The sequence below is a fragment of the Wansuia hejianensis genome (assembly GCF_014337215.1).
GTDB classification, from domain to species: Bacteria; Bacillota; Clostridia; order Lachnospirales; family Lachnospiraceae; genus Scatomonas; species Scatomonas hejianensis.
On record NZ_CP060635.1, the window covers coordinates 1,672,721 to 1,686,146 of the forward strand.

A 13,426-nucleotide genomic window follows, 5' to 3' on the forward strand; every position below is an offset into this window, starting at 1 on the left:
TTTCTCTATATTAGTATAACAAATCTGATTTGTCAAATACGTCATATCGGACAAAACTTGCGGCACCATTCCGGAAGAGGCGCTTCAATCAACAGGCGTTTTCCGGTAAATGGCTGCGACAGTTCCAGTTTCCAGGCGTGCAGAGAAGCGCAGCCGGGATCATCGGCACTGCTATTCCCTGTTCCATAGAGAGGATCACCCACCAGGGGATGGCCTGCGGAAGCCATGTGCACTCTGATCTGGTGGGTTCTTCCATGCTCGATCTGTACCTGCACCAACGACTGGCCGTCTTCCTCCTCTACCACCTGATACCAGGTCTTCGCGCTCTTTCCGGCACCGTCCGTCCTCATCTTCATGAGGCTTTCGCCATTCCGGGCGATGGGTTTCTCAATACAGCCTCTGGAAGGGCGAAGCTTCCCTTCTACCAGGGCGAGATACGTTTTCTTCATAATCCCCCTTTCCCTCTGACGGGCCAGAAGGGCCGCAGCCTCCGCATTCTTTGCGAACACCACGATGCCGGAAGTGTCCTTATCCAGCCGGCCGATGATGCGCACCGTCCAGTTCTCCCTCCGTTCCCGTCCATAGGCGGCCGCCTGGTTGGCCAGCGTATCCTGATAATGCCCGTGGGAGGGATGGCACACAAGGCCGGAAGGCTTGCGCACAATCAGGAGGTCAGCGTCTTCATAGAGAATATAGAGCTTTTGCCGGCCGGAATCCGTCTCCAGCTGTAACGCATCTTTCCCACAGGATTCCAGCAGGATTTCCAGGTACTCGCCCTCGCGCAGCCGTTTGGTGACCCTCTGCCTCACATCGTCCACACGAATTCCATCCTCCCGGAATTTCAGTCGGCTGATCTGCTTTTTTGAAAATTCCAGGTTTTTCTTTAAGTATTGTTCAACAGTCAGGTTTTCATCCTTTTTTTCTATCCGAATCCGTAATATCCGATCTCCCATAGCTTTTATTTATCCTTTATGATTCTGTAATACATTTTCGCAGTCACACCATACACCGCCACATAAAATACTGCAAACACCAGATAGCAGACCACATTGCAGCCCAGGAACAACGGCACATTCACCATGTTCAGCAGCGCCAGGACGCGGGAAACTGACGGAAATGCAAAGGCCATGTGAATCCCTGCCATAATCAGCGGCAGGAAAAACACTGTCAGGATCTGGGAACGGATGGACCGTTTCGTCTCCGCCTGGTCCATGCCCACCTTCTGCATGATCTCAAAGCGTTCCTTATCCTCATATCCCTCTGAAATCTGCTTGTAATAGATAATCAGGATCGTCGCCATGATGAACAGGGCGCCCAGGAACACGCCTATGAAAAAAAGGCTCCCATACATTTCAATAAAATTCTGCCTGCTGTCGTACCGGCAGCCCACGTTACCGCTCAGGCCCGCTTCCGTCCAGGCCTTCTGCAGCTTGCCGTAAAGGGCGCTGGCCTGCTGCTCCTCCCCGCCCATGTCAAAGGCATAGTAATCGTTATAATAAACCTGAGTTTCCTGCCCATCCTTCGACGCCCGGAACAACCCTGAGACAGCCTGCAGATCTTTTACCACTACAAAATAGCTGCTGGCGATATCAGAAGCCGCCAGATTATTGCCCTCAAACTCTTTCAGCTGTTTCTTTATGCGAAAGGTGCTGCCGAACACCTGAAACTGCGCATTCGGATATTCCTCCCCGTTGGAATAAAACAGCACTTCGCCGTCTTCCAGGGTTTCATCCGTTCCATTTATCCTGTTATAATCCTCCAGCGAGACAAAAAACAGATTCCGTAGCTGGTTGACCTGACTCAGTAGATTCTCGCCGCTGCCCCCTCCGGACAGAAATTCCCCTCCCTGCTCCAGGACGCTGAAGCTCAGGCTGGAATAAGAAACCAGGTTCTCAGGCACCACCTCTTCCTGCTGCAGAAGCCCGTCCATCCAGGCTCTCAGCTCTGCCGTCTGGCCGTCCTCAGGCCTGTTGCTGCTGGCGCAGATTTCCCGCGGAAAACGCTCCCTGATGATCCCATTCATACCCATCCACATGGACAGGGTGGCCGCCACCATGACCAGAGTCATTGTGGACAGAATACATACGTTAGCGAGCCCGCAGGCATTCTGCTTCATCCGGTAAATCATACCGGAAATGCTGGTGAAATGCCTGGCCTGGTAATAATAGCCCTTATTTTTCCTGAGAATCTTCAGAAACGCGATGCTGCCGGCCATGAAGGTCAGGTACGTTCCCAGGATCACCAGCACAACCGCCACGAAGAACAGGCTCAGCGCCGCCACCGGATTCGTCGTCGTCACTGATATATAATAACCCAGCGCAAGACAGCCGAGTCCCAGCAGCGCCACTAACCATTTTGCCTTCGGCTCCTTCTCGCCTACATTTCCGCCCCTCAGCAGTTCTATGGGCTTAGAAAGATGAATCTGGCGGATTGAATTCAAAAAGATCAGCAGAAAAATAATTCCGAACAGGCAAAGCACGGATAACACCGGGTCCACAGATATCCGGAAGTCCACAGGGATTTCCTCCCCGATCAGCCGGAGAATCGCCAGGAACATCAGCCGGTCCAGCAGGATTCCCAGAACGAAGCCCGCCGCCAGGCTGATGGCTGCCACATCGGCTGTCTCCCAGAACACCACCCTGCCCAGATGTTTCTTCTCCATTCCCAGAATATTGTAAAGCCCGAACTCCTTTTTCCTCCTCTTCATGAGAAAGCTGTTGGTATAGAACAGGAAGATTACCGCAAAAATCGCTGTAATATTCACCGCCAGACCCAGCACCGCACGCACGGTTCCCGACCCGAAGCCTTCATTCCCGGCCAGCGAATGGATCAGGTAGTACATGGCGACCGTCACTGTACAGGTCAGAATATACGGGAAATACATTTTCTTATTTTTTTTGATGTTCGACCAGGCAAGCTGGAAATAGAAAAACTTACTCATGCTTACCACCGCCTGTCGCCAGTAATGTGAGTGTGTATGAGATTTTCTGATACATCTCTTCCTGAGAATGTTCTCCCCGGTATAACTGATGGAAGACCTCCCCGTCTTTGATGAACAGCACCCGTTTGGCGCTGCTGGCCGCCATAATGCTGTGGGTTACCATCAATATCGTCTGCCCCTCCCCGTTAATCTGCCGGAACAGCTGAAGCAGCTCATCGGCAGAACGGGAGTCCAGCGCGCCTGTGGGCTCGTCGGCCAGCACCAGCTCGGGAGCGGTGATCAAGGCCCGCGCCACCGCCGTCCGCTGCTTCTGCCCGCCGGACACCTCATAGGGATATTTCCCCAGGATATCCTGAATCGCCAGCTTTCTGGCAATCGGCTGAAGCCTCACGCTCATCTCCTCATATTTCTTCCCCTGAAGCACCAGAGGCAGAAATATATTATCCTGTATGGAAAATGTGTCCAGCAGGTTGAAATCCTGAAATACGAAGCCCAGGTGATCCCTGCGGAAAGCGGAAATTTCCTTTTCACTGATGGAAACAATGCTTTTCCCGTTCAGCAGCACCTCTCCGCTGGTGGGCTTATCCAGTGCGGCCAGTATATTCAGCAGCGTTGTCTTGCCCGAACCCGACTCTCCCATGATCGCCACATATTCCCCTTCTTCCACTGAAAAAGAAACGTTGGCAAGAGCCTGCACATGATTCCCACCAAAACGGGTGGTATAGATTTTTTTCAGATTGTTGACTTCCAGTATTGACATTTCAAGTACCTCCTTAATTCTCAACACCACCCATTTTAAAGAAAAGGAGAAATGTCTGCCATCGATTCAGCTTACATTTCCCCCGATTTCCTTACATTTTTGTAAGGCTCAAACCTGATGTATACCTCTGTGCTTCTGCGGTTCCAGGCTACTGCCTTCTCTCTCCGAAAGGCTCGAACCTGATGTATACCTTTGTGCCCGCGCCAGGCCTGGATTCCAGGGTGATGGCGTGGGACAGCTTGTTCAGGATTTTCCGGCACAGGTACAGGCCGATGCCGCTGGCCTTTTTGTCGCTCCGGCCATTATATCCGGTATACCCCTTTTCGCATACCCTGGGAAGATCCTCGGCGGCGATTCCGATCCCCGTGTCAGCGATCACCAGCGACACCGCGCCTGTCTCGCCGTCTTTTTTTTCATAGACAGATATCTTCCCCCTGCGCGTGTACTTCAGCGCGTTGGACAGGATCTGTTCCACCACGAATACCAGCCATTTCTCATCCGTCAGGACCTTTTCCGTCAACGGCTGGAGATCCAGGCGTATTTTCCCATGAATGAAGAATGGCGCGTACTTTTTGACCGCCTGGCGCACAATTCCGTCCAGGCTGTATTCCTGTATGACAAAATCAGTGGTATCGCTGTCCAGCCTGAGATAGGAGAGTACCATTTCCACATATTGCTCAATCCGGAACAGCTCTGCCTCCAGCACATGATTCTGGCTGCTCTCTTCAGACTGGAGCACCAGCCGCATGGCAGCGATGGGCGTCTTGATCTGGTGCGCCCAGATGCTGAAATAATCAATCAGCTCTTTTCTGGCCCCATCGGACACCGATACAGCTTTCGCCTTCTCCCTGTACAGGATCTGCAAAAGTTCCGTATAGTCTTTCGCCAGAAGGTCTTCCGGTTCCGGCAGTCCGTCCAGCTCATAGATGACCTTATGCTTCAGCTCGTCCAGCTGCCTGTGCCGCCCTCTGAATCTCAGAAATCCAGGTAGCCCTATGAACGCCGCGGCAGCCGCCCACAGCAGCAGCAGATACCCGATGGCATCCATCGGAAGCTGATACAGATACAGCATCAGGGCCGTCAGCACCGCCCCAAGGCCCAGCACCCAGACTGAATTCCTCTGCTGGTAAAGATAAGACGCCAACTCTCTGATTCTCTGTCTCATGGCTCCTCCCCGATCATGTAGCCGGCCCCTTTTCTGGTGGCGATAAAATCCCGGATTCCCGCCTGGTCAATCTTCCGCCTCAGACGGGTCACATTCACCGTCAGCGTATTTTCATCCACAAAGCTGTCCGTCTCCCACAGCCGTCTCATCAGCGCCTCCCTGCTCACGATCCTGCCCTTTTGTTCCATCAGTGTCTGAAGAATCCTGTTCTCGTTTTTCGTCAGTTCAATCCTTCTGCCTTGGTAGGAAAAGGACGCATCCCCCACATTTAAAATCAGCCCCCGGTGCTCCAGCAGGTCAGTTTTCCCGCCAAAATCATAGGTTCGGCGCAGCAGCGCCTGTACCTTTGCGGTCATAACCTTCAGGTCAAAGGGCTTCACCAGGAAATCATCTCCACCCATGTTCATGACCATTATGATATTCATGCTGTCCGCGGCCGACGAAATAAAAATGATCGGCACTCTCGAAACCTTCCGTATCTCCCCACACCAGTAAAAGCCATTATAGAACGGCAGGCCGATGTCCAGCAGCACCAGCTGGGGATCGTAGGAGGCGAACTCCTGAAGGACGTGTTCAAAATCCTCCGCCTGCCGGGCATCATAGCCCCAGGAACGGATCTCCTTCTGTATCGCTCCGGCGATAATCTCATCATCTTCTACAATCAGGATTTTATACATATCATTCTCACTGTTCTTGTCCGGCTATTCTGTCATATTGCTCTGCCTTAAAACCCACCAGCACCTCCCGGCCTGTCACCAGAAGCGGACGCTTTACCAGCATGCCGTCCGTGGCCAATAAAGCAATCTGCTCTTCCTCCGACATCGTCGGAAGAGCTTCTTTCAGCTTCATTTCCTTATACAGCAATCCGCTGGTGTTAAAAAATTTCCTGACCGGCAGGCCGCTTTTCGCAATCCACTCCTTCAGCTCCTCGGCTGTGGGATTGTCCTCCTTAATATTTCTCTCAGTAAAAGCAATCTGTTTCTCATTTAAATATTTTCTTGCCTTCTGGCAGGTTGTGCATTTCGGGTAACATATAAACAGCATAGCAGCAGCTCCTCTCTTTCAGCTATTGGAGACTTCGCTCAGTTATCGTCTCTCTTGCTCTTCACATCTTAGCTTCTTCACTTCTTCCCTTCTTATTACTGCCCAGCGCGATAAATCCTGCCGTGACAACCAGGGCAAACATAATGTCATGTTTACCCAGAGGATCTTTTATAATAGAATACACTATATATACTGTACAAATCAGTAATACACCGGTCGCTATACCGCGCAAAACCTTTCTGCTTTCGGACATTTAAAGACCTCCTGTTAATTTATTCCAATATTCAGCCTGCATATTCAAAAATTATCTTCCGGCCGTAATTCCTCCTCCTGGCCGCTGCGGATTGTTCTGCCCCTATTTTATCCCCAGTATGCGTCAGAGTCAACGTCTGATTAACCGTAACACTCTCAGGAATTTCACATAGAATAAATTGTTGATACACAATGATTGCCACAAGGAATTATGGAGGTTATTATGAAAAAGAAAATTGTATCCATGCTCTGCCTGCCCCTGACGCTTTCCCTGCTGTTTGCCGGCTGTGGAAAGGAATCTGCCAAAGAGCCCGCGGACTCCGGTTCGCCGACGGCTTCTTCTGCTTCTTCCAGCGCTTCTTCTGCCTCCTCCTCATCCTCCGCTTCGAATGATACGGACGATGCGGACGCACTCACTCCCGTCACTTTGAACGAAGTGGCACATTCTATTTTTTACGCGCCGATGTATGTGGCCATTGAGGAAGGGTATTTTGAGGAAGAGGGAATCGATCTGACTCTGGTTACAGGATTCGGGGCTGACAAGGTTCTGACCGCCCTGATCTCCGGGGAAGCGGATATCGGATTCATGGGACCGGAATCTTCTATCTACGCTTATCTGGAGGGGGCGAACGATGTGGTTGTGAACTTCGCCCAGCTGACCCAACGCGCCGGCAACTTTGTGGTTGCCCGGGAACCGATGGCTGACTTTAAATGGGATGACCTGAAGGGCAAAAATGTGCTGGGAGGCCGGAAAGGCGGAATGCCGGAAATGGTCTTTGAATACGTTTTGAAACAGAATGGCATCGACCCGGCCGCTGATCTGGAAATCAACCAGAGTATTGATTTCGGTTCTACAGCCGCAGCTTTCTCAGGCGGCCAGGGCGACTTCAGCATTGAGTTTGAACCCTCCGCCACAGCCCTGGAGGAAGAAGGCGCCGGCTATGTGGTCGCGTCCGTGGGCGAAGAATCCGGCTACGTCCCCTACACGGCTTTCAGTGCAAAGTCCAGCTATATGGAAGAGCATCCTGAAATCATCCAGTCCTTCACCAACGCTCTTCAGAAAGGGATGGATTATGTCCAGACCCATACCCCGGAGGAAATTGCAGGCGTGATTTCTTCACAGTTTGTAGAGACCGATATTTCCACAATCACGACCATCGTAACCCGTTATTACGAACAGGACACCTGGAAATCCAACCTGATCTTTGAACAGGACAGTTTCGACCTGCTTCAGAATATTCTGGAAAGCGCCGGTGAACTGGCAGAACGGGCTCCTTACGATAAACTGGTGACAACCGGTTACGCAAAAACCGCCGCACAGAAATAAAAAAATGGGAGCTGTAAAGTAAGTCCAAAATGGAGAAGCGCCAGAGCATGCATTTGACGGCACTGGCGTTTCTTCATTTTGTCTTACATTATTTGCATCAATGATTGATTTTATTGGTAAAAAAATGTGTATTTAATACGGCCGTGGGGATAACACTCATAATCTCATTCCTGCAGTCATATTTATGATTGAACAACTTTTGAGGTATCACATGAAAATCAAAAATAAAGCCGCTCTTATTATCTCTATTCTGATCCCGCTGGCTGTCGGATCTCTTTCCGCGCTCTTCAGCGGTAATATGATGAAATATTCCTCTTTTGAAAAACCTTCCTTCAGCCCTCCTGCCGTCCTCTTCCCCATTGTATGGACGATCCTGTACGTGCTCATGGGCATATCTTCATACCTGGTCTATACCTCTGAAGATCCCGGGAAAAAGAACGCGTTGAAGCTCTATGGTGTACAGCTGTTTTTTAACTTTTTCTGGAGCATCCTGTTTTTTGCTTTTTCCCAGTATCTCCTGGCCTTTATATGGCTGATTGCACTCATTGTACTCATCGTGCTGATGATCTATTCATTCTACCAGATAAGCCCTGCCGCCGCCTATCTGCAGATCCCTTATTTACTGTGGTGCCTGTTTGCGGCATGCCTGAACTTCGCAATTTACCGGTTAAATTAATACAGGACGCTTCCCCCTTACTGGCCGGCCTCTGCGTTGCCTGTACCCTGGCTTCCGTCCTCTTCCTCGCCCAGAAGACCCGTCACGTCGAACACGTTGCTTCCGGAATCTGTCACCTTCGGAAGCTGGCCGTCCCATTTCTCCAGCATCATCTGTTTGAAGATGTCATCCGACAGGGAATCTGCCAGTATCTTGTTAGCATCTGCCTCGCCTTCTGCCGCAATCCTCTTAGCTTCGGCATCTGCTTCGGCTTTTTCAATCGCATTCTGATTCTCAATCTGCTGTTTTTCATAGGCCAGCTGGGCGTTCTGCTTGTCCGCTATAGCCTGGTTGTAGCTTTCCTCAAAATCCGCCCCGCCGATCACGACTTTCCGTATGAAAACAATATCCTTCCCGTATTTATCGTCCAGTGACTGCTGAATGCTCTCCTGGGCGGCCGGCTCAATGATAGAACGATTCGTGGCATCCGTATCCTTCAGGCTCTTGCTGCTGGCCTTAAGAGCCGACGCCACAAGGGTTTGGGATACCAGGTTTTCCTGATAATTTCCCACGTTTGCATAAATCCAGGCAGATTTCTCATTGTTGATCTGATAAGTTACTGTCACGTCTGAATAATAGATAGCCGTACGGTCACTGGTCTCACTCCAGATCTGGTCTGCGTATTTAATGTCCTGCATCTTATTATTGACCATCTCGATGGACTGGGCAAAGGGGATCTTAAAATTAATCCCATTCTGTACTGTGCTCTCTGAAATCTGTCCAAAAGTCGTTTTCACTCCGCTGTAGCCGGTGGGTATCACCGTAAAGCTCTGGGACAAAAGGCCCAGCACGCATCCGGCTATGATCAAAAGAACCGGCGCGGGAAACTGCTTTTTCTCATTGACTTCCCGGTATTGTTTGCCCCGGCGGAGAATCGCCAGGACAATTCCCCCGACAGCTACAACAAGACCTACAATCGCAATAAATGAATTCACCATAAATCTGTTCTCCTCTTCTTTTGTCTGTTAAATTCCGGTCAACGTTCCTCACACACCTGAAAGATATAAAATTTTAAGTAATAAGATTCTTCCGCCGCCCACAGGATCGGATGATCCGGCGCCTGGGTCCTGTATTCCACCTGGCGCAGCCTCCTGTGTACATTTTTCGCCGCCTGGTTGATCGTCTGTGTAAACAGCTCATAGCTCATGAAATGCGAACAGGAGCAAGTGGCCAGAAAGCCCCCGTCCTTCAGCAGCTTCATTGCCCTCAGATTAATCTCCCTGTAGCCCCTGACTGCATTTTTTATTGAGTTCCTGGATTTCGTAAAGGCGGGAGGGTCCAGGATGATCACATCGAATTTCTCCCCCTGTTCTTCCAGCTCCGGCAACAGTTCAAACACATCCCTGCACACGAACCGAACCCGGTCCTCCATCCCGTTCAGGCAGGCATTTTCACGGGCCTGGCTGACTCCCAGCTCCGAGGCGTCCACGCCCAGGACGCTTGCCGCCCCGCCCATTCCGGCATTCAGGGCAAAAGAACCTGTATGGGTGAAGCAGTCCAGAACCCTCGCCCCTCCGCAGAGCTTCTGGATTGCCAGCCGGTTATATTTCTGATCCAGAAAGAAACCTGTTTTCTGCCCTTCCTTCACATCGACTATGTATCGGACTCCGTTTTCCATAATTTCCACATTCGTGTCGAAAGTGTCCCCAATGAAACCTTTCGTGCGCTCCATACCCTCCTGCTGCCGTACTTTCGCGTCACTTCTCTCATAGACGCCCCGGATCTTAATTCCATCCTCAGCCAAAATCTCCTTCAGCAGCCGGACAGCCGCCTCCTTCATCCGGTCCATGCCCAGCGCCAGAGACTGCACGACCAGCACATCTGAAAATTTATCCACCACCAGACCCGGCAGGAAATCGGCTTCCCCGAACACCAGACGGCAGCTGCCTGTGTCCACCACCTTCTTCCTGTACTCCCAGGCTTCCCTCAGCCTTAAGCCCAGGAATTCTTCATCTACCTCCTGCTCCTGATCTCTGGTCATCATTCGGACACGGATCTTTGAATTCCAGTTCAGAAATCCCCGTCCCAGCGGATATCCGTCAAAATCATGGACCAACACCAGATCACCGTTCTCAAAATCTCCGGTTACGTTTGCTATTTCGTTATCAAATATCCAGGGACCGCCTGATTTCATCAGCCGGCCTTCCCCTTTTTTCAATGTCACTATTCCAAAGCCCATAAATAACTCCTCATTTCTTTACTCCCTCTCCGTTAAAAGAAGGGATGAAGCTTTCCTGCGCTGTCTCGCCCTCCTGTATAAATCCATTTTCCACCCCCAGCTCCAGCGCATAATCTACCAATGCGTGATACTCCCGTTTTGTCACTCTCCGACACAGCTCCGGAAACCGGCCGGCGAGCCGCGGGAAGGGGGTGTACTGGTTCATCAGGCTTAAATACACCCTATTCCCGTATGACTCATAGACATATTTCACCACCTGACGGCCGTTTTCCACATGGCCGGGCAAAAGCAGATGACGCACAATCACTCCTTTTTGCATCATGCCTTCCGAATCAAACACAGGCTCCGGCTGCTGGCGCACCATCTCTTCCAGAGCCCCTTTCGCCCGGACAGGATAATCGGGAGCCTTTGAATATCTGAGTGCGGCCTCCCCATCCATATACTTGAAATCTGTCAGGTAAACGTCCACCACGTCCTCCAGCATCCGGAGGCTCTCCGGGTCTTCGTATCCGCCGCAGTTGTAGACAAACGGCAATTTTAATCCCCTGGCCCGCGACTGCACGGCGGCGTCCAGGATCTGCGGCACGTAATGGCTGGGCGTGACCAGATTAATATTCGCCGCCCCTTTATCCTGCAGCTCCAGGAATAGTTCCGCCAGGCGGGCGGCGGTGACTGTCACACCTGCCTGCCCTGCGGCCGGAGCTTCATTCTGGCAATAGACGCAGCCCAAGGCACAGCCGGAGAAAAATACTGTCCCTGAACCCCGCGCTCCTGATATGCAGGGTTCTTCCCACATATGCAGGGCGGCCCTTGCAACCTTCAGCTCTGCCGTCACGCCGCAGACGCCTGTACCGCCCTTGTTTCTTGCCGCTCCGCATTTCCGGGGGCAGATCCTGCACTGATCCATCTGTATGTAGGTCATACTCTTATGATATACTTATCCTTTCTGGGCTTTGCCGCCGGGTATTCACAGTCTCTGTACCCCAGGACGCAATGGCCGATCCCTGCGTAATGGCCTGGGATACCCCACTGTTCCAGCAATCTTTTCCCCTCATCCCCTTCAAATACTTCTCTGGCCCTGTGTATCCAGCAGGAATCCACACCCACAGAATGGGCGGCATTCAGCATATTGCCGATGACCAGGCTGCCGTCCTCCACATACGTCGGCCGGTTCCGGTCCGCCAGCACAACCAGCACGGTAGGCGCTCCATAGAAGGGATCAGAATCTGTTCCCATCACAGCCGCATTGAGCCGTGACAGCAGGCTGATCACCTCCGGTTCCTGGACCGCCAGGATGAGGGGAGACTGTGCCCCCATCCCCGTCGGCGCATAGGTGCCCGCTTCCAGTATCGCCTGAAGCTGTTCCTCTGTGATCTGTTCCTTTTTATACTTGCGGATGCTTCTCCGCTCTCTCATAATTTTCAGAATCGCATTATCCATATGCCCCTCTCCTTTCATTTCATTCGCTTTTCCAGCGCGTTTACAACTGTCCTGAGCACCTTAATGCGCGCGTAATACTTACAATTCCCCTCCACAATGACCCAGGGGGCTTGGTGGGTGGAGGTTTTGACGATCATCTCATTGACTGCCGCCTCGTATTGGTCCCATTTCTCACGGTTCCTCCAGTCCTCGTCTGTCAGCTTCCAGCTCTTCTCAGGATTCTCCTGCCTGGCCAGGAAGCGCCGTTCCTGTTCCTCTTTGTCAATCTGCATCCAGAATTTTATCACGACGGCCCCTGAGGCTGCCAGCTCCTCTTCCATCTCATTCATTTCCTGATAAGCCCTCTGCCATTCCTGTTCTGTGCAGAAGCCCTCCACCCGCTCAACCATGACGCGCCCATACCAGCTCCTGTCAAAAATAGCCACATGTCCTGCCTTCGGCATCCGCCGCCAGAACCGCCAGAGATAGTGGTGGGCCTTCTCTTCGTCATTCGGCGCCGCGGTGGGAATCACCTCGTATCCCCTGGGGTCCATGCACTGGGTCAGACGTTTAATGGCGCCGCCCTTGCCTCCGGCATCCCAGCCCTCGAACACCAGGACTACAGGAACTCGTTTTTTATACAGCTCGCTGTGAAGCATCGTAAGCCTTCTCTGATAATCCTTCAGCTTTTTCTTATATTCCTCTTTCGTATAGCTTCTGTCAAGCTTTGCGTCAGCCAGCGGCGTGATCCGAAGCCTGGACGCATGCTCTGCCTTCGTTCCGGCTGCAGGGGTCTCTTTGGCAATTGAAACTTTCTCGATCTGAGCTTTCAGCCCTTCGGCAACACAGGAAAGAATCTTGGCGGCCGCATACTGATAGTTTTCCGCCTCCACCAGACACCAGGGCGCCCAGGCGGTGTCGGTATTCTCCAACATTTCGTCATATGCTCTCAGATATTCTTCATACTGCTTATGATGCTTCCAGTCCTCCTTCGTAACTCTCCATCGGGTCTCCGGCGACTCTTCCAGCTTTTCAAACCGTCTCTTCTGCTCCTTTTTAGAAATATGCAGGAAGAATTTGAGAATCAGCATGCCATCCACAGACAGCATATGTTCAAAAGAATTAATATCGTGGTATCCGCAGGCCACCTGATCTCTGGTCATCTCATGGTCCACCCGATCCCGCAGCACCTTGCCATACCAGCTCCTGTCAAAGATATGAATCCTTCCCCGGCCAGGCACCTTTGTCCAGAAACGCCACATATAAGGATGAAATTCCTCCTCCTCCGTTGCCTTATTAATGCTGAACACCCGGAAGCCTCTCGGGTCCATGGGCTGGATCAGACGGTTAATCAGTGTTCCCTTGCCGGAAGCGCCCCATCCTTCAAATACGATCATAACCGGTATCCCCAGCTCCTTTGCCTTCCTCTGAAGAGCTGAAATCTCCGCATCCAGAGAATCCAGAAGCTCCTTCGCCTCTTTTTTATCCATTTGTTTTGACACATCAACGTTTTCCAGCATTCCGATCCCTCCCATCTTTGTATTCTGACATTCTGATCCGGGGCTGCTGCACAACAGTTTCACGATAGCCACTAAGCCCCTTTGATACAGATAACCCGAAGCCG

Annotated in this window: 14 protein-coding genes; 2 read left to right on the plus strand and 12 right to left on the minus strand. The window is 51.6% G+C overall.

Annotated features, from left to right (window positions below; genetic code table 11):
- Nucleotides 1–41: 41 nt before the first annotated feature.
- The 7 genes from H9Q79_RS07665 to H9Q79_RS07695 form a co-directional block, all read right to left on the minus strand.
- Nucleotides 42–953, minus strand: a complete 912-nt coding sequence (locus tag H9Q79_RS07665; protein ID WP_249329572.1) for an RluA family pseudouridine synthase — start codon at nt 951–953, stop codon at nt 42–44.
- Nucleotides 954–958: 5 nt separating this feature from the next.
- A complete protein-coding gene (locus tag H9Q79_RS07670) occupies nt 959–2,941 on the minus strand; it encodes an FtsX-like permease family protein (protein ID WP_118645538.1) in 1,983 nt (660 codons plus the stop codon).
- Nucleotides 2,934–3,701, minus strand: a complete 768-nt coding sequence (locus H9Q79_RS07675; RefSeq protein WP_118645536.1) for an ABC transporter ATP-binding protein — start codon at nt 3,699–3,701, stop codon at nt 2,934–2,936. Before H9Q79_RS07675 ends, H9Q79_RS07670 begins: the two co-directional genes overlap by 8 nt.
- 148 nt (nt 3,702–3,849) lie before the next feature.
- Nucleotides 3,850–4,866: a sensor histidine kinase gene (locus H9Q79_RS07680; RefSeq protein ID WP_118645534.1), complete on the minus strand. Its 1,017-nt coding sequence runs from the start codon at nt 4,864–4,866 to the stop codon at nt 3,850–3,852.
- Nucleotides 4,863–5,543 (minus strand): response regulator transcription factor, encoded by a 681-nt coding sequence (locus H9Q79_RS07685; RefSeq protein ID WP_249329573.1) that lies wholly within the window; start codon nt 5,541–5,543, stop codon nt 4,863–4,865. The genes H9Q79_RS07680 and H9Q79_RS07685 overlap by 4 nt, the downstream gene beginning before the upstream one ends.
- Before the next feature lie 7 nt (nt 5,544–5,550).
- On the minus strand, nt 5,551–5,910 hold the full coding sequence (locus tag H9Q79_RS07690; protein WP_118645530.1) for an arsenate reductase family protein: 360 nt from the start codon (nt 5,908–5,910) through the stop codon (nt 5,551–5,553).
- Nucleotides 5,911–5,971: 61 nt separating this feature from the next.
- Complete coding sequence (locus tag H9Q79_RS07695) at nt 5,972–6,163, minus strand: hypothetical protein (protein ID WP_118645528.1); 192 nt, start codon at nt 6,161–6,163, stop codon at nt 5,972–5,974.
- A gap of 222 nt (nt 6,164–6,385) precedes the next feature.
- Between H9Q79_RS07695 and H9Q79_RS07700 the strand changes: the two genes are divergently transcribed.
- Complete coding sequence (locus H9Q79_RS07700; RefSeq protein ID WP_118645526.1) at nt 6,386–7,489, plus strand: ABC transporter substrate-binding protein; 1,104 nt, start codon at nt 6,386–6,388, stop codon at nt 7,487–7,489.
- Between the two features lie 211 nt (nt 7,490–7,700).
- Nucleotides 7,701–8,165 carry a TspO/MBR family protein gene (locus H9Q79_RS07705; RefSeq protein WP_118645524.1) on the plus strand — a complete coding sequence of 155 codons (465 nt, stop codon included), beginning with the start codon at nt 7,701–7,703 and terminating at the stop codon, nt 8,163–8,165.
- 17 nt (nt 8,166–8,182) lie between these two features.
- Here the strand turns inward: H9Q79_RS07705 and H9Q79_RS07710 are convergent, their stop codons facing one another.
- Genes H9Q79_RS07710 through H9Q79_RS07730 form a run of 5 tightly spaced genes read right to left on the minus strand, consistent with a single transcriptional unit; the run spans nt 8,183 to nt 13,322 of the window.
- Nucleotides 8,183–9,142 carry an SPFH domain-containing protein gene (locus H9Q79_RS07710; RefSeq protein WP_118645522.1) on the minus strand — a complete coding sequence of 320 codons (960 nt, stop codon included), beginning with the start codon at nt 9,140–9,142 and terminating at the stop codon, nt 8,183–8,185.
- Nucleotides 9,143–9,180: 38 nt separating this feature from the next.
- Complete coding sequence (locus H9Q79_RS07715) at nt 9,181–10,383, minus strand: class I SAM-dependent rRNA methyltransferase (protein ID WP_118645520.1); 1,203 nt, start codon at nt 10,381–10,383, stop codon at nt 9,181–9,183.
- A 10-nt stretch (nt 10,384–10,393) separates the two neighbouring features.
- The gene (locus H9Q79_RS07720) at nt 10,394–11,305 is read right to left on the minus strand and encodes a radical SAM protein (protein ID WP_118645518.1); all 912 of its coding nucleotides are present in this window, start codon (nt 11,303–11,305) and stop codon (nt 10,394–10,396) included.
- Nucleotides 11,302–11,823 (minus strand): nitroreductase family protein, encoded by a 522-nt coding sequence (locus H9Q79_RS07725; protein WP_118645516.1) that lies wholly within the window; start codon nt 11,821–11,823, stop codon nt 11,302–11,304. The genes H9Q79_RS07720 and H9Q79_RS07725 overlap by 4 nt, the downstream gene beginning before the upstream one ends.
- A 14-nt stretch (nt 11,824–11,837) precedes the next feature.
- Nucleotides 11,838–13,322, minus strand: coding sequence for a phosphate--AMP phosphotransferase (locus tag H9Q79_RS07730; RefSeq protein WP_118645662.1), 1,485 nt, complete (start codon nt 13,320–13,322; stop codon nt 11,838–11,840).
- Nucleotides 13,323–13,426 lie beyond the last annotated feature (104 nt).